Origin of the sequence: Pseudomonas kurunegalensis (assembly GCF_030291635.1) — a bacterium.
Classification (GTDB): Bacteria; Pseudomonadota; Gammaproteobacteria; order Pseudomonadales; family Pseudomonadaceae; genus Aquipseudomonas; species Aquipseudomonas monteilii.
Genome location: NZ_CP127871.1, coordinates 2,079,305 through 2,101,766, shown reverse-complemented (window position 1 = coordinate 2,101,766; position 22,462 = coordinate 2,079,305). Strand labels below are relative to the sequence as shown.

Sequence of the window (22,462 nt, the reverse complement as noted above, 5' to 3'; positions counted from 1 at the left end):
ATGCCCGGAAAGCGACTCTTCCCTGCACGTCCAACAGCCACCGGATGTTGTAGGGCTTAAGACGTCGAAGGACAGTTAAAGTCACCCTTAGTTCAACAAAAAAGTTCCTGTAGTACAACCGCTTGCGAACCCTGCACGTTTTTTTCACACACGCGTCGCAAATCTTGTCGGCACGGCGTCAAGCAACATTTTTTTTGCAGTTCTTGCGCTCAGTCAGTTTACTTACTACAAGTAATGGGTACTATGTACGCCGGCCAGTTTCTCTTTTCCTGAGAGATGGCTATTTAATAGAAAGTCCTTGAAGGGGAACACGATGAACAACGTTCTGAAATTCTCTGCTCTGGCTCTGGCCGCAGTTCTGGCTACCGGTTGCAGCAGCGTATCCAAAGAAACCGAAGCTCGTCTGACTGCGACTGAAGACGCAGCAGCTCGCGCTCAAGCTCGTGCTGACGAAGCCTACCGTAAGGCTGACGACGCACTGGCAGCCGCTCAGAAGGCTCAGCAGACCGCTGACGAAGCCAACGAGCGCGCTCTGCGTATGCTGGACAAAGCCAGCCGCAAGTAATAATCCTCACGGATTGTTATGGAGCCGACCCACTTGTGGGTCGGCTTTTTTATTGCCTGTAAACAAGGCAAACGCGTCACGCAGATACGAAAAGGCCCGCACTAAGGCGGGCCCGGGTGTGTCGCGAATACCTTACTGCAGTTCGGGCGGTATGCTCGTCACCATCGGCGCATTGCCCTGGTTTTGCACCGGCACGGCAATTTCTACCGGCATGCCATCTTCTGCAGCCACCACGTCACGCACCATGTCCCAGTTCATGCGCAGGTTGTTGGCCAGGTCTTCCCGCTTGAGCAAGGCGTTGATAACCGCAGTGTGTTTGTCGACCACCGACGGGTTACCTTGGTCGTCCAGCGGCGTGTGCGCCTCCAGATAGACCTTGCCGCCACTGATACCGAACTTGTAGGGCTCGTTGATGATGCGTACCGGCGTACCGACCGGCACTATCTTCGACAGTTCCAGCACGTTGTTGTTGAGCATGCGGAAGCAACCGTGGCTGGTACGCATGCCGATGCCGAACTTCTTGTTCGACCCGTGGATCAGATAGCCCGGCACGCCCAAGGTGAACTTGAACGGCCCCAGCGGGTTATCCGGACCTGCTGGCACCACAGCCGGCAGGATGTCGCCGTCTGCGGCGTGTTCTTTACGGATGGATGCAGGTGGCGTCCAGGTCGGGTTCGGCGTCTTGGCGGTGATCTTGGTGTTGGCGATCGGCGAACCCCACCCCTCACGGCCAATACCCAGCGGGAAGGTATGCACTACGTTCTGCCCTTTCGGGAAGTAATACAGACGGTACTCGGCCAGGTTGATGACGATACCTTCACGCGGGCCCGGCGGCAGGATGTAGCGGGTCGGCAGGATGATCTCGGTGCCGGCGCCCGGCAGCCACGGGTCGACACCCGGGTTGGCGGCGATCATTTCCAGATAGCCGAGGTCGTTCGCGGTGCCGATGTCGGCGAACGTGTCCTCGTACTTGGCCTTGATCGTATGCACCTGGCCGACGATGTCTTCACCGGGCGGTGGCAGTGGCAATTCCAGCGCAGCAGCGGGGCCCGCTACCAGCAGGGCGGCCAGGGACAGGCTACGGGTGACGGCAGGAAAGCGCGGCAACATCCGGTAAATCCTTCGAAAGATAGGTCAAGAGGAACGATTGTACACCCGCCTTGATGCAAGCGGGAGGCATTGGCGCCCATGCAAGCGTTTCAGATGATGAAAGGTGCTTGCCGTTCAGCTGGCCTGCAGCTCTGGCCAGACCGGGCGCATGCCGCGCCGCTGGGCATCGAGGATGGCACGGCACAGGTCACACAGGCGGCTGTCACGGTAGATGGCGCGCGGCACGGCCGACCAGCGCGGCTGCGCAGGCAGCAGGCCGCCGCACAAGGTGCGGTCTACCGGCACGCCCAGCTCAAGCTGGCGAGCCACCAGGTGAACGCGGATTTCCTGGCAGGCGAACAGGTCGAGCTGCTCATCGGGCTCGATCAGTTGGTAGGCATACAGGGACCAGGCAGGGCGCGGCATCGGGGGCACTCGAAACGGGGGGCGCAACATTAGCCGAAAGCCGGCCCCGTTTAAAGCGTCAGAGCAAGGGTTTTATCGCCGGCCAGGCATTTTCCAGCAAGCGCTGCTGGGCACCCTGGGCCGGGTGGATGCCATCGGCCTGCATCAACTCAGGCACGCCCCCTATCCCTTCGAGGAAAAACGGCACCAATGGCACCTGTTTATCCGCCGCCAGCTGTTCATACACCTTGGCGAATGCGGTGGTATAGCGCACGCCATAATTGGGCGGCAGGCGCATGCCCAGCAGCACCACCTTGGCGCCGGCCTGACGCGCGCTTTCAATCATCGAGGCAAGATTTTGTTGCAATTGCGCAGGCGGCTGCCCACGCAAGCCATCGTTACCGCCCAGCTCCAGCACCACCAGGCTCGGTTTATGGGCTGCAAGCAGCGCCGGCAGCCGCGCCTGGCCACCTGCACTGGTGTCACCGCTGATCGAGGCATTGACCACTTTATCGTCGAAACCTTCGTCCTTGAGCCGGGTCTGCAACAAAGAGACCCAACCCTGGCGGCTATCCAGGCCAAAACCGGCGCTGATACTATCGCCAACAACCAGCAGTGTTCCCGCCGCCGCGCTCTGGGCCAGGCAATACAGGGCCAGACCGGCACTCAACCACCACACTCGCATCGGATTCTCCATGGGCCCCAGCATTCTCGTTGCGCAGAACCTTAGCAAAGTGGTCCCCAGCGCGGAAGGTGACCTGACCATCCTTCACGCACTCTCCCTCGACCTGGCACAAGGCGACAGCCTGGCCATCGTTGGCGCCTCGGGCTCCGGCAAGTCGACCCTGCTCGGTTTGCTTGCCGGCCTCGATCAACCCAGCGCCGGCAAGGTCATCCTCGCCGGCCATGACCTGGGGCCCCTGGATGAAGACCAGCGCGCCCGGGTGCGCGCCGAACATGTGGGCTTCGTGTTCCAGTCGTTCCAGCTGCTCGACAGCCTCAACGCCCTTGAAAACGTGATGCTGCCATTGGAGCTGGACGGCCGCCGGGATGCCCGCGAACACGCGCGCACCCTGCTGGAACGGGTCGGCCTCGGCAAGCGCCTGAGCCACACGCCCCGTCAACTGTCGGGCGGTGAGCAGCAGCGGGTTGCTATCGCCCGCGCCTTCGCGGCACAACCGGCGGTGCTGTTTGCCGACGAGCCCACAGGCAACCTCGACAGCCACACGGGCGAGCGCATCAGCGACTTACTGTTCGAGTTGAACAAGGAGCGCGGTACCACCCTGGTGCTGGTCACCCATGACGAACGCCTGGCCCGGCGCTGCCGCCGCCAGATCCGCCTGGACGCGGGGCGCCTGGTGGCCCCGGTGGAGGCCTGATGACCCACATGCCGTTGTCCCGCCTGTGCGGCCTGGCCCTGCGCCAGCTGCTGCGCGACATTCGCGCCAGCGAAGTACGCGTGTTGTTCTTTGCCCTGCTGGTGGCCGTGGCGGCCAGCACCGCTATCGGCTATTTCGGCGCCCGCCTCAACGGCGCCATGCAGCTGCGTGCCAGTGAATTCCTGGGCGCCGACCTGGTGCTGCAGGGCAGCGCCCCGGCCCGTGCGCAGCAGGTCGATAGCGGCACGGCACTTGGCTTGCGCCATGCACAGGTGGTCGAATTCACCAGCGTGGTAGGCGGCGACAATGGCATCCAGCTGTCCAGCGTCAAGGCCGCCGACGGCGCTTATCCGTTGCGCGGGCAGGTGCGCAGCGCGCCGGCCCCTTATGCCGAGGAGACACCTGGCGGAGGCCCGGCACCTGGTGAAGCCTGGGTCGAACCCCGCCTGCTGGCGGCGCTGGGCCTGGCGATTGGCGACAGCATCGACGTGGGCATGAAAACCCTGCGCATGAGCCGCGTGCTGACCTACGAACCCGACCGCGCCAACAACTTCTACAGCCTTACCCCCCGGGTGATGATGAACCTGGCCGACCTCGAGGCCACTGGCGTCATTCAGCCGGGTAGCCGGGTTACCTACCGCGACCTGTGGCGTGGCGATACCGAGGCTCTGGCCCAATACCGCCAGGCCGTGGAAAAAGACCTGGCCGCCAACCAGCGCCTGCGCGATACCCGTGATGGCAACCAGCAGATCGGTGGCGCCCTGGGCAAAGCCGAACGCTACCTGAACATGGCCAGCCTGGTGGCGGTGCTGCTGGCGGGCGTGGCCGTGGCCCTGTCGGCCAGCCGCTACGCCGCACGCCGCCTGGACGCCAGTGCCCTGCTGCGCTGCCTGGGCCTGTCGCGCCGCCAGGCACTGGGCCTGTATTGCCTGCAACTGGCCATGCTCGGCCTGGTCGCCGCCCTGGCCGGCGCCCTGCTCGGCTGGCTGGCCCAGCTGGGCCTGTTCCGCCTGCTGCAGGGGCTGTTGCCAAGCGTGGTGCCTGCCGGCGGCATCGTTCCCGCCCTGGCCGGCATCGGGACCGGGCTGGTGGCACTGGCCGGTTTCGCCCTGCCGCCGATCGCTGCACTGGGCCAGGTGCCCCCGCTGCGGGTGCTGCGCCGCGACCTGCTGCCGATACCGCCCAGCAGCTGGCTGGTGTATGGCGCCGCGCTGTTTGCCTTGGGCCTGATCATGTGGCGGCTGAGCCTTGACCTGCTGCTCACCTTCGCCTTGCTCGGTGGCGGTCTGGTCGCCGCATTGTTGCTCGGCGGCCTGCTGTTGCTCAGTTTGCGCAGCCTGCGCCAGTTGCTGGCCGGCGCACCGCTGACCTGGCGCCTGGGTTTGGGCCAGCTGCTACGCCACCCCACGGCCGCCGCCGGCCAGGCCTTGGCCTTCGGCCTGATCTTGCTGGCCATGGCCCTGGTCGCCCTGCTGCGCGCCGAACTGCTCGACACCTGGCAAGCCCAACTGCCCAAGGATGCACCCAACCATTTCGCCCTGAACATCCTGCCGGATGACCGCGAACCGTTCGCGCAACGCCTGCACCAGGTCAATGCAGCCTCGGCGCCGCTTTACCCGGTTACGCCCGGGCGGCTGGTGCAAATCAACGAGCAGCCGGTGCAGCAAGTTGTCAGCAAAGACTCGGCGGGTGAACGCGCCGTGCAGCGAGACCTTAGCCTGACCTGGGCCGCCGAACTGCCCGAAGGCAATCAACTCACTGCTGGCAGTTGGTGGCAAGCCTTGCCGGCCGACAGCGAAATTCCCGGTGTTTCGGTGGAAGCGGAGCTGGCCACCAGCCTGAAATTGCACATGGGCGACCTGCTGACCTTCGACATCGGCGGCCAGCAGCGCCAGGCCCGGGTCAGCAGCCTGCGCAGCGTGCATTGGGACAGCTTCCAGCCGAACTTCTACATGATCTTCCAACCCGGCACGCTGCAGGGGTTGCCGACCACTTACCTGACCAGTTTCTACCTGGCACCCGGCCACGACCTGGATGTGGTGGCGCTGTCGCGGGCATTTCCGGCGGTGACCATCCTGCAGGTGGACGCCTTGCTCGACCAGCTGCGCAGCATCCTCGCCCAGGTGACCCTGGCGGTGGAGTATGTGCTGTTGTTCGTGCTGGCGGCCGGGCTGGCGGTGCTGTTCGCCGGCTTGCAGGCGACGCTGGACGAACGCATTCGCCAAGGTGCCTTGCTGCGTGCGCTAGGGGCGGCTCGGCCATTGCTGGTGAAGGCGCGGCGTATCGAGTTCGGTTTGCTGGGTGCGGCCAGTGGGCTATTGGCGGCAGTGGGTTGCGAGCTGATTACCCTGGTGCTGTACCGCTACGCCTTCGACTTGCAGTGGAGCCCGCACCCGTGGCTGCTGGTGTTGCCACTGGCGGGGGCGCTGCTGGTCGGTGGTGCGGGGGTGCTGGGGACGCGGCGGGCGTTGAATGCCAGCCCTTTGGCGGTGTTGCGGGAAAGTTAAGTGTTACATGCACTGGCTTCTTCGCGGGCTCGCCCGCTCCCACAGATCCGGCACAGCCTTCAAATGCTGTGATATACCTGTGGGAGCGGGCGTGCCCGCGAAGAGGCCGGCACAAACAACATCAATCTATTGCCCGTACGAGATGCTGTTCACATACCAGGTCGCTTCACCGGTGGGCGTATGCACCAACACCTCATCGCCCTCCTCCTTTTTGAGCAAGGCACGGGCCATGGGCGAATCGATCGAGATGTAGTCGTTGCGCCCGTAAATTTCGTCATAACCGACAATGCGAAACTTCATGGTCTCGCCATCATCATTCTCGATCTCGACCCAGGCGCCGAAAAACACCTTGCCTTCCTGCTGCGGCGAATAAGCCACCACCTTCACATCTTCAAGACGCTTTCGCAGATAACGCACCCTGCGGTCAATTTCGCGCAGCAACTTCTTGTTGTACTGGTAGTCGGCGTTTTCGCTGCGATCCCCCAGGGATGCCGCCCAGGCAACCTTCTGAGTGATCTCCGGGCGATACACCCGCCACAGGTGGTCCAGCTCTTTCTTCAGCGCCTCGTGGCCTTCCGTGGTAATGATGTTGGTGCTCAACAGCGCACTCCTCAACGGCGGGTAATCAGGCCTTGGCGCGCGATACGGGTGAGGTGGCCAATAACGTCTGCGGCCTCATCCTGCGCCGGAGCCTGGATGACGGCCAGGTCAAAACGGTCATTGCCGTACTGCGCCAGGTGGCAGCCGGTATCAGCGAACTGAATCAGAAATGCGCGCGCCTGGCCCTTGCGCCGGGACAGGCCTTCGAGGTGACGCAAAAGGGTGGGCTGATGCTGGCCGCCGAGCAGAATGCGCGGTGTGCGGGACGCCTGGTTGGCAGGCAATGGGCTTAAACAGACACTGGTACGTGGGCAACTCATGGAGCTTCTCTCCGCCTCGCGAATCCCGCTGGGCAGCGGTGGGAGGCGTCACCGAACCAGCGCTTTAGCGGTATTTCGGATAACCCGGACGGGGGCTTTCCTGCGCCCCGCAAGTAGCTGTTTAAATCGGCGCAGGCGGTATGCTAGAGCGATGAGCCACAAGTTGCAAGCCGCAAGCCGCAAGCAAAAGCAGGCCGAGTATTGGCCCGCTCTTGCTTGCGGCTTGTAGCTCAAAGCTTGCAGCTGGTTACCGGGCGATCAGGCGGTCCAGCGAGAAGCGGCCAGCGCCTTCGATCATGACGGCGACAGTGCCCGCCAGCAGGGCCAGGGCGAACTCATAGCCGTTATTGGACATGAACAGGCCGTTGCCGATATGCACCGAGAAGATCGCCACCACCAAGGTCACGGTCAGCGCCAGGGCCGCCGGGCGGGCCAGCAGGCCGATCACCAGGGCCAGGCCGCCGAAGAATTCTGCGCTGCCGGACAGCAAGGCCATCAGGTAACCCGGCGCCAGGCCGATGCTTTCCATCCACTGGCCGGTACCTTCCAGGCCATAACCACCAAACAGGCCGAAGAGTTTTTGCGCGCCATGCGCCATGAAGATGATGCCAACCAGGATGCGGATAACGCTGAGGCCAGCGCCGGCGCGGGTGGAGAACAGGGCGTTGAGGGTCGTGTTGTTCATGTCGAAGCGTCCTTGAAGCAGAGAAGTTGTGTTGGGATGGGCGCCATCATAATCAATCCAATAGATATGAAAATCGCAAAAAACCCAACATAACAATCGATAAAATCGATTTCTCAACGCTTCGCTACACGCTCCAGTACCGCACGCTCGCGGTTGAACGCCAGGAAGTACTTGTTGACGCTATTGACGAAGTTGACCGGCCCCATGCCGACCTGCTCCATGGCGATGCGCTCGGTCTGGAAGAACCACTGGTTGCCGTTGAGGCCACGCCGCCGGGCCTCCGCACGCATGGCCTGGACCCGCTCGGGGCCGAGGTTGTAGGCCGCCAGTACAAAGGCCATGCGTTCACGCTCGTTGATCTTGGGGCTGGCAAAGAACTTGCGGCGGATTAGCGCCAGGTAACGGGCACTGGCTTGTACATTGCCATCTACCGTGGCGGTGTTGCTCACCCCTACCCGCTGGGCCGCCGAAGGCGTTATCTGCATCAAGCCGTGGGCACCGCCAGTGCCACGCGCGGCCGGGTTGAGGGTGGACTCCTTGAAGGCCAACGCGGCCAGGTTGAGCCAATCGATCTGCTGCGCCTGGCCATGCTTCTGCAGCACTGCACGCACCGAGGCCAGGCGCTGACGGTCCTTGCTGGCCAACGGGTTGTGCACCCGGTACTGGCGGCGGTAGATGCGCTCGAAGGCGGCATCCTGGTTGTCCGGTGCACGGTAGCCCTGCAGGAAACGATCGACCGTGGCCAGCAATTGCGGTGCATCGCGCCCGACATACCAACGCATGGCCTGCGGCGCCCCCAGGTGCACCCGGGTGTCCAGGCGCAGGCGTGGCATCACCCGCGCCCAGCGCCGGGCAATGGGTTGCTCGACCACCGTCAGGTGATAGATGCCCGCCTGCACCATCTCCAGCACATCCTCTACCGCCAGCGTTGAGTCGACCCACTCCACCTTGATTGGCGGCCGTTTGCGTAGCGCCAGTTGCTGGTTGACCTGCTGGATCAGCGGCCCGGCGGCACTGGCACTGGTCAAGGCCACGGTGCGCCCGGAAAGCTGTTCGACCTTGCTGAAGCTTCGCTCGCCTTTGCGTCCAACCAGCATCAGCGGCACCTGGTCGAGAATTGGCGCACTGCTGCTGACACCGCGCACGGTGCCGGGGTCAAGCAGCTCGCCCGGCGCTGCCAGGTCACCCTCGCCGCGGGCCAGTGCGCCTAGCAGTTGTTCCTTGGCCCGTGGGATGAGCTTGAGTTGAATCTCCTGGCCATCGGCGGCACGGGCATTGAGGTAATGCTCCAGGGCGCGCAGGCGATAGTATTCGATGCCGACCGGCTCACCCTTGACCTCGCCTGAGCTGTTACGGCTTTGATTGACCAGCACCCGCAGCACCTGGCTGGAGCGAATCTGTTGCAGGTCGCGCACCTTGGCAGGCGGGATATTCTGCTGCGGCCCCGGCGCGCGCGCATGGGCGGTACTGGGCAGGGTCAGCCCAATCGTCAGCCCGAGCGTGAACAGGAAGGTGAGCCAGCATCGCAGCATGCGAAAACGTGTCCGTGGTCGGTGGGCGGCATCCATGGGTTGCACCGCCAAGTGAGAAATGACGGTAAAAGACCACGGCAACAGCATGAAGTTCTTGGTTTTTTCAGAAAAACGCGGTTTTTGCTATGCTGGCCGCCCCGCGGCACGAGATAGCACCATGCAACTGATCGATATCGGCGTCAACCTGACCAACAGCAGTTTCCACGACCAGCAGGCAGCCATTGTCGAGCGCGCACTTGAAGCCGGTGTAACGCAAATGGTGCTGACAGGCACCAGCCTGGCGGTCAGCGAGCAGGCACTGGAGCTGTGCCAGCAGCTGGATAACAGCGGCGCGCACCTGTTCGCCACCGCAGGCGTACACCCTCATGATGCCAAGGCCTGGGATGCCGGTAGCGAGCGCCAGTTGCGCCAACTGCTGAATGAGCCGCGCGTGCGTGCGGTGGGCGAATGCGGCCTGGATTTCAACCGCGACTTCTCCCCTCGCCCGCTGCAGGAAAAAGCCCTGGAAGCCCAGCTGACCCTGGCTGCGGAACTGCGCCTGCCGGTGTTCCTGCATGAGCGCGATGCCAGCGAGCGTTTGCTGGCAATCCTGAAGGATTACCGCGACCACCTGACCGGCGCGGTGGTGCACTGCTTTACCGGCGAACGCGAGGCGCTGTTCGCCTACCTGGACATGGACCTGCACATCGGCATTACCGGCTGGATCTGCGACGAACGCCGTGGCACTCACCTGCACCCGCTGGTAGGCAACATTGCCGAAGGCCGGCTGATGCTGGAAAGCGACGCCCCCTACCTGCTGCCACGCAGCCTGCGGCCCAAGCCGAAGAACGGGCGCAACGAGCCGGCGTTTTTGCCAGAGGTGCTGCGTGAAGTCGCCTTGCACCGGGGCGAATCAGCCGAGCATACGGCTGCCCATACCACCGCAACGGCGCGGGCATTCTTCCAGCTTCCCTGGGCCCTGCGTGCGGGCTGTTGATATGTATCAACATCTTGCTGAGTAGATACAGGCACAATGATGGCACCTTGCCAATATTGTTTCCGCTCAACTCAGAGAAGACCTGCCCATGGGTGCCTGGCTTAGCAATGTTTCCCTGAAATACAAATTCTGGGCCGTCAACGCGGTGGCCTTTGTCACGACCTTGCTGCTGGTGCTCTACGCCGTGCACCTGGAGCAACGCGCCCGCGCCGAGGCAGCGCAGGCCCAGGCGGCTGCACAGGCCCAGCTGATAGCCGCCTGGCCGGCTGGGCAAGCACTGCCCCGCCTTGCCAATGTCATCAGTTGGCCTGCGGGGCAAACGCCGACGTTCGCCGGTGAGGCGCTCGACCCCCTGCGCAACGCCCGAGGCTGGGTCGCACTGCCAGGCGCCTGGGTCCTCGGAGAAAACCCGCTGCGCGGTGCACAGGTACTGCGCCACGGTGACCAGCAAGTGGCCGTGGTGGCCCAGTCGCCAAGCCTGCGCCAGGTGTTCTTCGACCGCTTCAGTAACTACGCGGTGTGCGTGCTGATCCTGATGCTGGCCATGCTTGGCGCTTCGCAGTTGCTGATCCGCTTCCTGCTCAGCCAGCTCAACACCTTGAAAGACGTGATGCTGCATGTGGAGAAAACCGGTGACCTGGCTGCCCGCGTGCCGCTGGCCTGCGGCGACGAGGTCGGCCAGATGGCCGGGGCCTTCAATGCCATGCAGGCCACCTACCACCGGGTCGTCAGCACTGTTGCCCACACGGCGGCACAACTGGACTCGGGCGCCGCACGCCTGGCCGCCAGCATGAACGACGTGCGCCACGGCATGCTCGGCCAGCAAAGCGAAACCGACCAGGCCGCCACCGCCATCAACGAAATGTCGGCGACGGTACACCACATCGCCCAGCATGCCGGTGCCACCCGCGACCTGTCGCAAACCGCCGACACTTTGGCCGGCAGTGGCAAAGAGGTGGTCAGCCGGGTACAGGACTCGATTTCCGGGCTTTCCAGCGGCGTGCAGCAAACTGCCGAAATGATTCGCCAACTGGCCGACGACAGCCAGAAGATCAACGGCGTGGTCAGCGTGATCCACAGCATCGCCGAGCAAACCAACCTGCTGGCGCTCAACGCTGCCATCGAAGCAGCCCGTGCTGGCGACCTGGGGCGCGGCTTTGCCGTGGTGGCCGATGAGGTGCGCAACCTGGCCAAGCGCGTGCAAACCTCTACCGACGAAATCACCACCATGGTCTCGGCCCTGCAATCGGGCACCCGCGATGCGGTGGAGTTCATGCAGGAAAGCTCTTACAAAGCCGACGACTGCGTGCGACAAGCCCAGGAGGCCGGCGAAGCGCTGGCCGAGATTACCGGCGCAGTGGCGCAGATGCGCGAAAGCAACACCCAGATCGCCGTGGCCGCCGAGCAACAAAGCCAGGTGGCCGAGGAAATGAACCGCGCCGTGGTGAGCATCCGCGATGTCACCGAGCAGACCGTGCAGCAGACGGTGGGCTCGGCCACCACCAGCAGCGAACTGGCGACCCTGGCCGGCGAACTCAGCAAGGCCATTGGCCAGCTCAAGCTATAGTCACCATAGCCAGCCTCGATTGGCCCCCGCCCGGGGGCCGCACTAAGCTTTGGGCATGACCGTGAGGAAATGCCCATGAGCAAGCGTCTGCCCAACCTGCCCGCCTGGCAATGGCGTGGCTACCACCACAACCACCGCCACCCGGCTAACCTGGTGCTGCACCTGATTGCCGTGCCGCTGTTCATCCTTGGCGCGCTACTGGTCCTGTCTGGCCTGTTCGCCCTGGACCTGGGGCAGATTGCTGTCGGCGTGATCGCCCTGATTGCGGGGCTTGGCTTGCAGCGCCAGGGGCACCGGCTGGAAGCCGAGCAGCCTGAGCCGTTCGCCAATCGTCAGGACGCCGTGCAGCGATTGCTGACCGAGCAGTTCATTACCTTTCCACGCTTTGTGCTGAGCGGGGCGTGGTGGAAGGCCTGGCGGGAGCGGCACAAGCACCGGCATTGACGCCAAGGGGCTGTTTTGCGCTCCCAGGAGTGATCAGGCAAATACGGTCACGGTCTGCCGGCTCAGGGCCAGCAACTCGCCCTCTGCCGTCCAAAGGGCGGCCGCAGCATGCCCATAGCCATCCCGCGCATGTTCGGTTTCCACGCAATAGCGGCACCAGTCCAAGGTCGACAATTTCGCCGTAGGCTGGATGAACTCGATGGTCCAGGTCAGCGTACTGCCTGCAGCCGGTTGTTTGAGAAACGGCATCAGGCTCGGCGGCCAGGCATCGACCAGCGCCAGCAGGTGTGCTTCATTGACCTGTTCTTCTGCCACATCCCGCAACCGCACCCAACCGCCCATCTTGCGCGACTGATTGCCACTGAACGGCAACCCGCCCACCGCCCAGCGCAAGGCGACATGGCGCATGAACTCGGGTGTGACGCCCTTGATATAGGGCAGTTCGGGTGCGGCGGCTTCAAGCGCTTTCATTTCCATGGCCGGTAATGCAGGTACATCGACGACAGATGGCCGCCCCGCGCCGAAATTGCCTTGCACCAAGGTCACCACCTGGCCATCCTGGACCGCGCGGCCCAGCAAGGTGCTGACAGCCTTGCCTTCGCGCAGCACCTCCACCTCGAACCGAATTGGCACGTCCGCGGCCGCAGGCGCTACGAAGCTGATGGCCAGCGAGCGTACCGGGCGGCTGTCGGTGAGTTTCAGGCGCATGGCCTCATAGACCATGGCCGCCATCAGCCCGCCAAAGGCAGCGCGGCCCTGGGCCCAGCTGGGCGGGATGCTGACGGCTTCCGGGTTGGCTCGCACAGCGTCGAGCAGTTGGTTGAAATTCATGAGCCGGCTCCTGCCTGCAAAAAGGGTCTGCCCATCCTAGCCAGCAAACCCTGAGCGATCAGCCCGCAAATCGGTCATTGTTCGGGCTAACGCCGCGCCAGTGCCTGCAACAAGGCATCCAGTGTCACGTCCGACTGGCGCTCGGCTTCGTGTAACTCTTGCTCCCAGTCGGCCTGGCAGGGGGCAAGGTCTGCATGGTCGCGCGCCTGCAGCAGCCACTGCAGGCGGTCATGCCAGTCCCCCAGGTCGCCCTGCGCCTTTTTCAGCAAGCGCTGCAGCTTTTTCCCGGCGTGGTCGAGCTGCGGGTAGGCTTCATCGCCATAGCGCGCACGCTTGATCAGCAAGCGCAGGCGGTGACGGTCGTGAGCCGGATCCTGCAAAGCTTTGTGCAATGTACGCCACTGCTTGACCAGGCGCTTGTCGATGCGCTTGCCCAGTGACTTGGTCAGCCCCTCGCGGCCGGCTGCCCGCAGAAACAATGGAAACGCGTCGACAATCGCCAGCACACGCGCCAGCTGCGGGCTGGCAGCGACACTGGCGAAGGTCCTGTCCCGCCCTTCCAGACGCCGCTGCCCAACCGCGACGTGGCCGCGCCCGATCAGTTCGGCTGCCAGCACCTCACGATCGCGCAGCGGCGTGGTCAGGGTACCCAACGCACCGGCAGCAGCCTCCAGCTGCTCCACGCCAGGCAGCCCGCGCAGGGGCCTGAGCAGGCTGCGCAGACGGCGCAAGGTGATACGCAGGTCATGCAGCGCCTCACTGTCGGTATTGGCAGCCAGGCGCTCGCGACACGCCAGCAGGCGTACCTGCACGGCCAGCATCTGGGCGACTACATGATCGAGCATGGCAGACATAAGACGCTCCTCGGTCAGCGCCCGGCGCGCGACTCACGAATGTAGAACCGCGCCTTCTCAGCCTTGCGAGTACAGCTTTCGTAGCCTTCGAACTGCTGCTGGGTCTTCGCGCCGGTCAGCAGCGACAAGGCTTTGGAGTAGCTCACGGCACCGGCAAAGCCTTCGGCCTTGGCCAGGTCCAGCTCCTTCCAGGCGGCATCCAGCTGGGTGGCGCAGCTGTCACGGTAGGCCGTCTTGCCCGCGCAGCCTGCCAAGGCCAGGGCAATCAGTGGAAGGCAGATCCAGGCTTTCATCGGTATGACCTCAATGGTAAAAAAACGGTGGCTGTTCGACGCCCGGGCAACTGAAAAGTGCCCTGCCCAGCCAACTTTGCGTGGCCAGCATTATCACAGTAGCTCAGCGCGATCTACATTGAAGCACAGGCCGCCAAGGGTGCATTGTAGGACCATGGTTGCACGGCCCGAGGAATGTTCATGAGTAAACGCGTGGCACTGGTATTGGGATCGGGCGGCGCCCGGGGATATGCGCACATTGGCGTGATTGAGGAAATCGAGCGCCGGGGCTACGACATCGCCTGCATCGCCGGTTGTTCCATGGGGGCGGTGATTGGCGGCATCTACGCCGCCGGCAAGCTGGAAGACTACCGCAGCTGGATCGAGAGCCTCGACTACCTGGATGTACTGCGCCTGGTGGACGTGAGCTTTCGCCTCGGCGCCATTCGTGGCGACAAGGTGTTCGGGCAGATCCGCAAGATCGTCGGCGAGATCAACATCGAACAACTGCGCATCCCCTACACGGCGGTTGCCGCCGACCTCACCAACCAGCAGGAAATCTGGTTTCAGGAGGGTTGCCTGCACCAGGCCATGCGCGCCTCGGCGGCCATCCCCAGCCTGTTCACGCCGGTGATGCAGGGCAATCGCATGCTGGTCGACGGCGGCATCCTCAACCCGCTGCCGATCGTGCCGGTGGTGTCCAGCCACTGCGACCTGATCATCGCGGTCAACCTCAACGCCACCAACCAGAAGCAGTATCAATTGCCAGTGATCGAGCGCCCGGCGGCGTTCAAGATGCGTTTTGACTCCCTGCTGAGCTCATTGGGCTCTCGCTTGCCGTTCCGGCGCAAGCCGGCAGAAGAGCTGATACGCATCGAACAGGAGATCGTTGCCGAAGGACTGGCGCCGCCGAACCCGTGGCTGGCAGATGCCGCCAACCCGGAAGGCCAGCAACCGGCAGCGGCGCCCGAACGCGAGGGGGCGCCCAAGTCGGCGACCGGCTCGTTCATCATTGACAACGTGGGGCCGGCTTCGCTGCTGGATTTGATCAACCAGAGCTTCGAAGTAATGCAGACCTCGCTGGCGCAGTACAAGATCGCCGGCTATCCACCGGATGTGCTGATCAACGTGCCCAAGCGGGTGTGCCGGTTTTTCGAGTTCTACAAGGCGCCGGAGCTGATTGCCCTGGGGCGGGAGATTGCGCGCGATACGCTGGATAACTATGAGGGTGTAAAGCGCTAGCGCAGAAATGAAACAGGCCGCACGAGGCGGCCTGTTTCTTCATGCAACGATCACCTTAGTAACGGGTGATGTCTGCATTGGCTTCCAGCTGCTTGCGATAAGCCGCAAAGTCCTGCTGGCCAGCACGCGACGCGAGGTAGCGGCGGATCTGCTGCTTCTCTTCGTCGGTGGCGGTAGCGCCTTCGTTAACACCCTTGAGCTGCAGCACCACCAGGCTACCGTCACGCAGCACTACGCTGCCGTAAACCGGCTTATCCTTGGCCTGCGGCTTGCCGAGGCGGAACAGTGCCTGCAGTTCGGCCGGGTCAATACCGTCCTCGCCACGCGTAACAGCCTCATAGGCCTTCCAGCCCTGCCCTTCATGCACGCTGCCCGGTGCGATGGAGCCATCACGCAGGCCGGCAATCAGCTTGTCTGCCTTGGCCTTGAGTTCGGCGGTCGCCTTGTCTTTGGCCAGCTGCTCGCTGATGTTCTTGGCCACGGCTTCCAGCGGCAGTTGCTCCGGCTTGCGGTGCTCCTTGACGCGCAGTACCACGGTGGTTTCCGGGTCGAGCTCGATGGCGGTGCTGTTGGCACCTTCGTCCAGCACTTCTTCGGAGAACGCAGCCTGTACCACCGAACGGTTGGCAGTGATGCCTTCGCCACCCTCGCGGCCGAAGGCTGCGGAGGTGTGCACCTTGAGGTTCAGGTCCTGCGCCGGCTGAGCCAGGTCGGAGGCCTCGTAGGCCGCATCCTGCAACTGCTTGCTGGCGTCGACGTAACGCTGCTCGACCAACGGGATCTTCAGGTCGCGGGTCAGTTTGTCCTTCAGGCTGGCGAAGCTCGGCACTTCCGGTGCTTGCACGCCCAGCAGCTTGATCAGGTGGTAGCCGAACTCGGTGCGTACCGGGGTCGATACCTGGCCATCCTGCAGCTTGTACAGCGCCTCTTCAAAGGCCGGGTCGTACACGCCCGGGCCGGCGAAGCCGAGGTCACCACCGTTGTTGGCCGAGCCTGGGTCCTGAGAGAACGCCTTGGCCAATGCGGCAAAGTCTTCACCCTTGGCCAGACGCTGCTCAATCTCTTCAGCACGGGCCTTGGCCTGGGCATCGGTGACTTTGTCGTTGACCTCGATGAGGATGTGCGCGGCATGGCGCTGTTCCGCGAGGTTGGCGATTTCCTTCTCGTACTGGGCCTTGAGCTCTTCGTCGGTCACGTTGACCTGGTCGAAGAACGCCGACTTCTTCAGCTCGATGTAGTCGATCACCACCTGGTCAGGCGACATGAACTCCTTGGCGTGCTGGTCGTAGTGCGCCTTGACCTCTTCGTCGCTGACCTTGACCGAGGCCGGGTCGGCCTTGAAGGTCAGGGAAGCGAAGTCGCGGGTCTGCTTCTCCAGGCGGGCGAAAGCATCCACCTGCTGGTCGGTGACGAAGCTGCTGCCGGCCAGGCCGGTGCGCAGCTGGCCGATGAGCATTTCTTCGGCGAGCATGTCACGGAACTGCATGCGGCCGTAGCCCATCTGGCGGATGACCTGATCGAAACGGTCAGCGCTGAACTTGCCGTCCACCTGGAATTCCGGCGTCTGCAGGATCACTTGATCCAGCGCAGCCTCGGAGAAGGCGAACTTGGCATCTTCGGCGCCTTGCAGCAGCAGCTTGCGGCTGATCAGGCCCTTGAGGGCCTCTTCACGCAGCAATTTGTCATCCAGCAGCGCCGGGTCGAAATCCTTGCCCAACTGTTGCATCAGCTGACGGCGCTGCATGTCGGCGGCCTGGCTCAGCTCGTTCTGGCTGATGGTCTGGCCGTTCACCTTGGCGGCGTCCTGGCTATGGGTGGCGGCCTGGAAAATGGCTTCAAAGCCGGTCAACGCCATCAACACGACGATAAGGCCGATGATGGTCTTGGCAATCCAACCTTGTGAATTGTCCCTGATATTTTGCAGCATGCGTCCCCCAGAAACGGCTGTACCACTGCGTCGACAACCGCGGAGCGTGGGTAGAATCCTGATAAAAGAAAGGCGCATCCGAGGATGCGCCTTTGCTTAGCAAACGTGTCAGGCGGGAACGTTTGCGCCCCGCCATCACCGTGCTCGGACCAGGCCAGGCCGGGTCCGGCTGAAAGACGACTTAGTTGACGGCGTCTTTCAGGCCTTTGCCTGCCTTGAAACCTGGAACCTTGGCGGCTTCGATCTTGATCGCCTTGCCGGTTTGCGGGTTACGGCCGGTGCGCTCGGCGCGCTCCTTGACCGAGAAGGTACCGAAGCCAACCAGTACCACATCGTCACCTTGCTTCAGGGCGCCGGTGACGGATTCGATGACTGCGTCCAGCGCACGGCCGGCTACAGCTTTCGGGATGTCAGCAGATGCGGCGATAGCGTCAATCAGTTCCGACTTGTTCACTCTAAGTCCCCTTATTTCTCTATTGAGTTTGTTTCTAAGTATGTAATGAAAAGCTTATGAAACGTGCGCTGGGTGGCCTGATGACAATAGCGTGCCGCTTTATAGCAAGGCCCCGAAAAAACTGTCAAGGAAAGCCCCCCAACCAAAAACTACTAATGCGTGCTGATTCTTTCCTTAGCATCGCCGTCGCGCTTTTCATCTTTCGCGACAATCTCCGGAGCCACATCTGGCAAGGGCTCCGGGGCGTATTGCAGCGCAATTTGCAGGACTTCGTCAATCCATTTGACCGGTTTGATCTGCAGATCCTGTTTGATATTTTCAGGAATCTCCTTCAAATCGCGAACATTCTCCTCGGGAATGATCACCGTCTTGATCCCGCCACGGTGTGCCGCCAGCAGTTTTTCCTTCAACCCGCCAATGGCCAACACCTGGCCACGCAGGGTGATTTCGCCGGTCATGGCCACATCGGCGCGCACCGGAATCTGCGTCAGCGCCGACACCAGCGCGGTGCACATGCCGATACCGGCACTTGGCCCATCCTTCGGCGTAGCGCCTTCCGGCATGTGGATATGCACGTCATGCTTCTCGTGGAAGTCGGCGGCAATACCCAGGCTGCGGGCGCGGCTACGCACCACGGTCTGTGCGGCAGTGATCGACTCGACCATCACATCGCCCAACGAGCCGGTCTTGATCAGCTGGCCCTTGCCGGGGATGACCACGGCTTCGATGGTCAGCAGTTCGCCGCCCACCTGGGTCCATGCCAGGCCGGTGACCTGGCCGATCTGGTCCTGCTGCTCGGCCAGGCCGTAGCGGAACTTGCGCACGCCCAGCAGGTGTTCCAGCTGCTCGCTGGCCACCTTGACCTTGACCTGCTTCTGCCCGGTATGTTCCTTGACCACCTTGCGGCAGACCTTGGCGATTTGCCGCTCCAGGCCCCGCACACCGGCTTCGCGGGTGTAGTAGCGGATGATGTCGCGGATCGCCGAAACGTCGACTTCCAGCTCTTCTTTCTTCAAGCCGTTGGCCTTGACCTGCTTGGGCACCAGGTACTTGACCGCGATGTTGATCTTCTCGTCCTCGGTGTAGCCCGGCAGGCGGATGACTTCCATGCGGTCGAGCAGCGCCGGCGGGATGTTCATCGAGTTCGAGGTGCACAGGAACATCACGTCCGAGAGGTCGTAGTCAACCTCCAGGTAGTGGTCGTTGAAGTTGTGGTTCTGCTCCGGGTCGAGCACTTCCAGCAGCGCCGAGGCCGGGTCGCCACGCATGTCGCTGCCCATTTTGTCGATTTCGTCGAGCAGGAACAGCGGGTTGCGCACGCCCACCTTGGTCATCTTCTGGATGAGACGGCCTGGCATGGAGCCAATGTAGGTGCGGCGGTGACCACGAATTTCGGCTTCGTCACGCACGCCACCCAAGGCCATGCGCACGAACTTGCGGTTGGTAGCGGCCGCGATCGACTCGGCCAGCGAGGTCTTGCCGACGCCGGGAGGGCCGACCAGGCACAGCACCGGGCCACGGATTTTCTTGACGCGCTTTTGCACGGCAAGGTATTCGAGGATGCGTTCCTTGACCTCTTCCAGGCCATAGTGGTCGGCATCGAGAATTTCCTCGGCCTTGGCCAGGTCCAGGCGCACTTTGCTCTGGGCCTTCCACGGCACCTGCACGAGCCAGTCGAGGTACGAGCGCACCACGGTGGCTTCGGCCGACATCGGCGACATCTGCTTGAGCTTGTTCAGCTCGGCCTGGGCCTTGGTGAGGGCATCCTTGGGCAGGCCAGCGGCTTCGATGCGCTTTTTCAGCTCTTCGACTTCGTTGTGGCCTTCATCGCCATCGCCGAGTTCTTTCTGAATGGCCTTCATCTGCTCATTCAGGTAGTACTCGCGCTGGCTGCGCTCCATCTGCTTCTTGACCCGACCGCGAATACGCTTTTCGACCTGCAGCAGGTCGATTTCGGCATCCAGCAGCGCCAGCACGTGCTCGACACGGGTTGGCAGGTCGACGATTTCGAGAATTTCCTGCTTCTGTTCGATCTTCAGGGCCATGTGGGCGGCCATGGTGTCGACCAGGCGCCCTGGCTCTTCGATGCTGTTCAGCGAAGACAGCACTTCGGCAGGGACCTTCTTGCCCAGTTGGACGTACTGCTCGAACTGCGACAGCAACGTGCGCACGAACACTTCCGACTCACGCTCGGCGGCGTCGGTTTCGTCGATCAGGGAGACTTCGGCACGGATGTGCCCTTCTACTTCGGTGAAACGCTCGACAGCGCCACGCTGCTCGCCTTCGACCAGCACCTTGACGGTGCCATCAGGCAGCTTCAGCAGTTGCAGCACGGTGGCAACGGTACCGACGCGGTACAGGGCGTCCTCGCCGGGGTCGTCGTCGGCCGGGTTCTTCTGGGCCAGCAGAAGGATCTGCTTTTCGCCCGTCATCGCGGCCTCAAGGGCCTCGATGGATTTTTCGCGCCCCACGAACAGCGGGATAACCATGTGCGGGTAAACAACGACATCGCGCAATGGCAAAAGAGGCAAGTCGAGGGTGGTCTTCATGATTTCGCCTCTACAGCGGCCTTATGGCCGGAAACCGGTGGAAATGATGCTTGGACCTAATGTGGGGGTACGGTTGGGAAATTACAAGCGCTAGCGCAGGAAAAGCAGAAAGGGGCCCGTAGGCCCCCTCCTTGCTTGCAACCGTGAACCGGCCTTTGCCTGAATCAGGCGTCTGGCGCGGCCTTGGCTTGCGGCTCGCTGTTCTCGTAGATCATCAGCGGCTGCGAGGTACCCTCGATGACGCTCTCATCGATCACCACCTTGCTGACATCCTTCTTCGAAGGGATCTCGTACATGGTGTCGAGCAGCACGCCTTCGAGGATCGAACGCAGGCCACGGGCGCCAGTCTTGCGCTCCAGGGCCTTGCGGGCAACGGCCTTGAGTGCATCACTGCGGAACTCGAGGTCGACGCTTTCCATCTCGAACAGCTTGGCATACTGCTTGGTCAGGGCATTCTTCGGCTCGGTGAGAATCTGCATCAGGGCAGCCTCGTCCAGCTCGTCGAGGGTCGCCAGCACCGGCAGACGGCCGACGAATTCCGGAATCAGGCCAAACTTGACCAGATCGTCCGGCTCGACCTCACGCAGGGACTCGCCAACCTTCTTGCCCTCTTCCTTGCTGCGCACTTCGGCGCCAAAACCGATACCACCTTTGGTGGAGCGGTTCTGGATAACCTTTTCCAGGCCCGAGAACGCACCACCACAGATGAACAGGATGTTGCGGGTATCAACCTGCAGGAATTCCTGTTGCGGGTGTTTACGGCCACCTTGCGGCGGAACCGAAGCCACGGTGCCTTCGATCAGTTTCAACAACGCCTGCTGCACGCCCTCGCCCGAAACGTCACGGGTGATGGACGGGTTGTCCGACTTGCGCGAGATCTTGTCGATCTCGTCGATGTAGACAATGCCCATCTGGGCCTTTTCCACGTCGTAGTCGCACTTCTGCAACAGCTTCTGGATGATGTTCTCGACGTCCTCACCCACATAACCGGCTTCGGTCAGGGTGGTGGCGTCAGCAATGGTGAACGGTACGTTCAACAGGCGTGCCAGGGTTTCGGCGAGCAGGGTCTTGCCCGAGCCGGTCGGCCCGATGAGCAGGATGTTGCTCTTGCCCAGTTCGACTTCGTCACCCTTCTTGTCACGCTGGTTCAGGCGCTTGTAGTGGTTGTACACCGCTACGGCCAGCACCTTCTTCGCGCGCTCCTGACCAATGACGTACTGGTCCAGGATGCCGCTGATTTCTTTCGGCGAAGGCAATTTGTGCGCGTTGCTCTCGGCCTGGGCTTCCTGCACCTCCTCACGGATGATGTCATTGCACAGGTCGACGCACTCGTCGCAGATAAATACCGAGGGCCCGGCAATCAGTTTGCGCACTTCGTGCTGGCTTTTGCCGCAGAAGGAGCAATAAAGCAATTTGCCGCTGTCCTCGCCGTTACGGGTGTCAGTCATTCGATCGATCCAATCCGGTAGGCTTGCAACACAAGATGAAGGCAATTGCGGGCTTTTTCAAGTCCGCAGGTAGGCGCTTTGCGCACCTACCTGCTCTGGCACCCCGGTTCAGGAGGCCAGTTGCCGCTTGTCGTAGACCGAGTCGATCAGGCCGTACTCGGCCGCGCGCGAGGCGCTCATGAAGTTGTCACGCTCAGTATCACGCTGAATGGTCTCGAGGTCCTGGCCGCTGTGGTAGGCCAGCAGCTCGTTGAGACGCGCCTTGATGCTGAGGATTTCCTGGGCGTGGATCTGGATGTCGGTAGCCTGGCCCTGGAAGCCGCCCAGCGGCTGGTGAATCATCACCCGCGAGTTAGGCAGGCAGTGACGCTTGCCCTTGGCACCAGCGGTCAACAGGAAGGCACCCATGCTGCAGGCCTGGCCGATGCAGATGGTCGAGACATCCGGTTTGATGAACTGCATGGTGTCGTAGATCGACATGCCAGCAGTCACCGAGCCACCTGGGGAGTTGATGTAAAGATGGATATCCTTGTCCGGGTTTTCCGCTTCGAGGAACAGCATCTGCGCCACTACCAGGTTGGCCATGTAGTCTTCTACAGGACCTACCAGGAAGATCACTCGCTCCTTCAACAGGCGCGAGTAGATGTCATAGGCGCGTTCGCCACGGGCGGACTGCTCGATAACCATCGGGACCAAGCCGCCTGCGGCCTGGATGTCAGAGCTCTGCTGAATATAAGAATTGCGGGACATGTCCTGCGCTCACTCCCAAATAGTCATGGCTTGATAACGCACAAGCCAGCTCGAAGGCTGGCTTGT

At 62.5% G+C, this 22,462-nt stretch carries 22 protein-coding genes; 7 read left to right on the top strand and 15 right to left on the bottom strand.

Annotation, left to right across the window (positions count from 1 at the left end):
• Nucleotides 1-313 precede the first annotated feature (313 nt).
• Entirely contained in the window at nt 314-565 is a 252-nt protein-coding gene (gene oprI, locus QQ992_RS09490; RefSeq protein WP_003259780.1) for an outer membrane lipoprotei OprI, read from the top strand.
• Between the two features lie 132 nt (nt 566-697).
• On the opposite strand, the gene QQ992_RS09485 is transcribed toward oprI, so the two are convergent.
• The 3 genes from QQ992_RS09485 to QQ992_RS09475 all read right to left on the bottom strand — a co-directional run bounded on the left by QQ992_RS09485 (nt 698) and on the right by QQ992_RS09475 (nt 2,744).
• Nucleotides 698-1,675, bottom strand: coding sequence for a L,D-transpeptidase family protein (locus QQ992_RS09485; RefSeq protein WP_286113180.1), 978 nt, complete (start codon nt 1,673-1,675; stop codon nt 698-700).
• Nucleotides 1,676-1,789: 114 nt separating this feature from the next.
• On the bottom strand, nt 1,790-2,080 hold the full coding sequence (locus QQ992_RS09480; protein WP_016714754.1) for a hypothetical protein: 291 nt from the start codon (nt 2,078-2,080) through the stop codon (nt 1,790-1,792).
• A 58-nt stretch (nt 2,081-2,138) separates the two neighbouring features.
• Nucleotides 2,139-2,744 (bottom strand): arylesterase, encoded by a 606-nt coding sequence (locus tag QQ992_RS09475; RefSeq protein WP_060498368.1) that lies wholly within the window; start codon nt 2,742-2,744, stop codon nt 2,139-2,141.
• Nucleotides 2,745-2,754: 10 nt separating this feature from the next.
• Here QQ992_RS09475 and QQ992_RS09470 point away from each other — a divergent pair, with 10 nt between their 5' ends.
• Complete coding sequence (locus tag QQ992_RS09470; RefSeq protein WP_016714756.1) at nt 2,755-3,438, top strand: ABC transporter ATP-binding protein; 684 nt, start codon at nt 2,755-2,757, stop codon at nt 3,436-3,438.
• Nucleotides 3,438-5,945, top strand: coding sequence for an ABC transporter permease (locus QQ992_RS09465; RefSeq protein WP_286113179.1), 2,508 nt, complete (start codon nt 3,438-3,440; stop codon nt 5,943-5,945). The genes QQ992_RS09470 and QQ992_RS09465 overlap by 1 nt, the downstream gene beginning before the upstream one ends.
• A gap of 126 nt (nt 5,946-6,071) precedes the next feature.
• On the opposite strand, the gene greB is transcribed toward QQ992_RS09465, so the two are convergent.
• From greB to QQ992_RS09445, 4 genes are all read right to left on the bottom strand, one after another.
• Nucleotides 6,072-6,545, bottom strand: coding sequence for a transcription elongation factor GreB (greB, locus tag QQ992_RS09460; protein WP_016714758.1), 474 nt, complete (start codon nt 6,543-6,545; stop codon nt 6,072-6,074).
• An 11-nt stretch (nt 6,546-6,556) separates the two neighbouring features.
• Nucleotides 6,557-6,865, bottom strand: a complete 309-nt coding sequence (locus tag QQ992_RS09455; RefSeq protein ID WP_019097175.1) for a hypothetical protein — start codon at nt 6,863-6,865, stop codon at nt 6,557-6,559.
• Between the two features lie 247 nt (nt 6,866-7,112).
• A complete protein-coding gene (locus tag QQ992_RS09450) occupies nt 7,113-7,550 on the bottom strand; it encodes a DoxX family protein (protein ID WP_019097176.1) in 438 nt (145 codons plus the stop codon).
• Between the two features lie 113 nt (nt 7,551-7,663).
• Nucleotides 7,664-9,082 (bottom strand): MltF family protein, encoded by a 1,419-nt coding sequence (locus QQ992_RS09445; RefSeq protein WP_286113178.1) that lies wholly within the window; start codon nt 9,080-9,082, stop codon nt 7,664-7,666.
• Nucleotides 9,083-9,239: 157 nt separating this feature from the next.
• On the opposite strand from QQ992_RS09445, the gene QQ992_RS09440 reads away from it, so the two are divergent.
• The 3 genes from QQ992_RS09440 to QQ992_RS09430 all read left to right on the top strand — a co-directional run bounded on the left by QQ992_RS09440 (nt 9,240) and on the right by QQ992_RS09430 (nt 12,069).
• Nucleotides 9,240-10,058 carry a TatD family hydrolase gene (locus QQ992_RS09440; protein ID WP_286113177.1) on the top strand — a complete coding sequence of 273 codons (819 nt, stop codon included), beginning with the start codon at nt 9,240-9,242 and terminating at the stop codon, nt 10,056-10,058.
• Nucleotides 10,059-10,146: 88 nt separating this feature from the next.
• Nucleotides 10,147-11,625 carry a methyl-accepting chemotaxis protein gene (locus QQ992_RS09435; RefSeq protein ID WP_286113176.1) on the top strand — a complete coding sequence of 493 codons (1,479 nt, stop codon included), beginning with the start codon at nt 10,147-10,149 and terminating at the stop codon, nt 11,623-11,625.
• A gap of 75 nt (nt 11,626-11,700) precedes the next feature.
• A complete protein-coding gene (locus QQ992_RS09430) occupies nt 11,701-12,069 on the top strand; it encodes an Mpo1-like protein (RefSeq protein WP_060498376.1) in 369 nt (122 codons plus the stop codon).
• A 33-nt stretch (nt 12,070-12,102) separates the two neighbouring features.
• Here QQ992_RS09430 and QQ992_RS09425 read toward each other — a convergent pair whose 3' ends face one another.
• The 3 genes from QQ992_RS09425 to QQ992_RS09415 form a co-directional block, all read right to left on the bottom strand.
• Nucleotides 12,103-12,900, bottom strand: coding sequence for an acyl-CoA thioesterase (locus QQ992_RS09425; RefSeq protein WP_286113175.1), 798 nt, complete (start codon nt 12,898-12,900; stop codon nt 12,103-12,105).
• 86 nt (nt 12,901-12,986) lie between these two features.
• Nucleotides 12,987-13,754 carry a CHAD domain-containing protein gene (locus QQ992_RS09420; protein WP_286113173.1) on the bottom strand — a complete coding sequence of 256 codons (768 nt, stop codon included), beginning with the start codon at nt 13,752-13,754 and terminating at the stop codon, nt 12,987-12,989.
• Nucleotides 13,755-13,768: 14 nt separating this feature from the next.
• On the bottom strand, nt 13,769-14,047 hold the full coding sequence (locus QQ992_RS09415) for a lipoprotein (RefSeq protein ID WP_003250254.1): 279 nt from the start codon (nt 14,045-14,047) through the stop codon (nt 13,769-13,771).
• 180 nt (nt 14,048-14,227) lie between these two features.
• Here QQ992_RS09415 and QQ992_RS09410 point away from each other — a divergent pair, with 180 nt between their 5' ends.
• The gene (locus tag QQ992_RS09410) at nt 14,228-15,268 is read left to right on the top strand and encodes a patatin-like phospholipase family protein (protein ID WP_286113171.1); all 1,041 of its coding nucleotides are present in this window, start codon (nt 14,228-14,230) and stop codon (nt 15,266-15,268) included.
• 55 nt (nt 15,269-15,323) lie between these two features.
• Here the strand turns inward: QQ992_RS09410 and QQ992_RS09405 are convergent, their stop codons facing one another.
• The 5 genes from QQ992_RS09405 to clpP all read right to left on the bottom strand — a co-directional run bounded on the left by QQ992_RS09405 (nt 15,324) and on the right by clpP (nt 22,396).
• Nucleotides 15,324-17,195 (bottom strand): SurA N-terminal domain-containing protein, encoded by a 1,872-nt coding sequence (locus tag QQ992_RS09405; protein ID WP_119370668.1) that lies wholly within the window; start codon nt 17,193-17,195, stop codon nt 15,324-15,326.
• 181 nt (nt 17,196-17,376) lie between these two features.
• The gene (hupB, locus tag QQ992_RS09400; RefSeq protein WP_003250246.1) at nt 17,377-17,649 is read right to left on the bottom strand and encodes a nucleoid-associated protein HU-beta; all 273 of its coding nucleotides are present in this window, start codon (nt 17,647-17,649) and stop codon (nt 17,377-17,379) included.
• Nucleotides 17,650-17,801: 152 nt separating this feature from the next.
• Nucleotides 17,802-20,198, bottom strand: coding sequence for an endopeptidase La (gene lon / locus QQ992_RS09395; RefSeq protein ID WP_025754403.1), 2,397 nt, complete (start codon nt 20,196-20,198; stop codon nt 17,802-17,804).
• Between the two features lie 164 nt (nt 20,199-20,362).
• Entirely contained in the window at nt 20,363-21,646 is a 1,284-nt protein-coding gene (clpX, locus tag QQ992_RS09390; RefSeq protein ID WP_286113167.1) for an ATP-dependent Clp protease ATP-binding subunit ClpX, read from the bottom strand.
• 108 nt (nt 21,647-21,754) lie between these two features.
• A complete protein-coding gene (gene clpP / locus QQ992_RS09385; protein ID WP_286113165.1) occupies nt 21,755-22,396 on the bottom strand; it encodes an ATP-dependent Clp endopeptidase proteolytic subunit ClpP in 642 nt (213 codons plus the stop codon).
• Nucleotides 22,397-22,462 lie beyond the last annotated feature (66 nt).

Bases quoted from the DNA above. Each gene is read 5' to 3' on its own strand.
- QQ992_RS09475 (WP_060498368.1), bottom strand. From the start codon at position 2,744: ATGCGAGTGTGGTGGTTGAGTGCCGGTCTGGCCCTGTATTGCCTGGCC.
- QQ992_RS09480 (WP_016714754.1), bottom strand. From the start codon at position 2,080: ATGCCGCGCCCTGCCTGGTCCCTGTATGCCTACCAACTGATCGAGCCC.
- oprI (WP_003259780.1), top strand. From the start codon at position 314: ATGAACAACGTTCTGAAATTCTCTGCTCTGGCTCTGGCCGCAGTTCTG.
- QQ992_RS09445 (WP_286113178.1), bottom strand. From the start codon at position 9,082: ATGCTGCGATGCTGGCTCACCTTCCTGTTCACGCTCGGGCTGACGATT.
- QQ992_RS09485 (WP_286113180.1), bottom strand. From the start codon at position 1,675: ATGTTGCCGCGCTTTCCTGCCGTCACCCGTAGCCTGTCCCTGGCCGCC.
- QQ992_RS09470 (WP_016714756.1), top strand. From the start codon at position 2,755: ATGGGCCCCAGCATTCTCGTTGCGCAGAACCTTAGCAAAGTGGTCCCC.
- QQ992_RS09425 (WP_286113175.1), bottom strand. From the start codon at position 12,900: ATGAATTTCAACCAACTGCTCGACGCTGTGCGAGCCAACCCGGAAGCC.
- QQ992_RS09440 (WP_286113177.1), top strand. From the start codon at position 9,240: ATGCAACTGATCGATATCGGCGTCAACCTGACCAACAGCAGTTTCCAC.
- QQ992_RS09415 (WP_003250254.1), bottom strand. From the start codon at position 14,047: ATGAAAGCCTGGATCTGCCTTCCACTGATTGCCCTGGCCTTGGCAGGC.
- lon (WP_025754403.1), bottom strand. From the start codon at position 20,198: ATGAAGACCACCCTCGACTTGCCTCTTTTGCCATTGCGCGATGTCGTT.
- QQ992_RS09435 (WP_286113176.1), top strand. From the start codon at position 10,147: ATGGGTGCCTGGCTTAGCAATGTTTCCCTGAAATACAAATTCTGGGCC.
- QQ992_RS09430 (WP_060498376.1), top strand. From the start codon at position 11,701: ATGAGCAAGCGTCTGCCCAACCTGCCCGCCTGGCAATGGCGTGGCTAC.
- QQ992_RS09465 (WP_286113179.1), top strand. From the start codon at position 3,438: ATGACCCACATGCCGTTGTCCCGCCTGTGCGGCCTGGCCCTGCGCCAG.
- QQ992_RS09455 (WP_019097175.1), bottom strand. From the start codon at position 6,865: ATGAGTTGCCCACGTACCAGTGTCTGTTTAAGCCCATTGCCTGCCAAC.
- QQ992_RS09420 (WP_286113173.1), bottom strand. From the start codon at position 13,754: ATGTCTGCCATGCTCGATCATGTAGTCGCCCAGATGCTGGCCGTGCAG.
- clpP (WP_286113165.1), bottom strand. From the start codon at position 22,396: ATGTCCCGCAATTCTTATATTCAGCAGAGCTCTGACATCCAGGCCGCA.
- QQ992_RS09450 (WP_019097176.1), bottom strand. From the start codon at position 7,550: ATGAACAACACGACCCTCAACGCCCTGTTCTCCACCCGCGCCGGCGCT.
- QQ992_RS09410 (WP_286113171.1), top strand. From the start codon at position 14,228: ATGAGTAAACGCGTGGCACTGGTATTGGGATCGGGCGGCGCCCGGGGA.
- clpX (WP_286113167.1), bottom strand. From the start codon at position 21,646: ATGACTGACACCCGTAACGGCGAGGACAGCGGCAAATTGCTTTATTGC.
- QQ992_RS09405 (WP_119370668.1), bottom strand. From the start codon at position 17,195: ATGCTGCAAAATATCAGGGACAATTCACAAGGTTGGATTGCCAAGACC.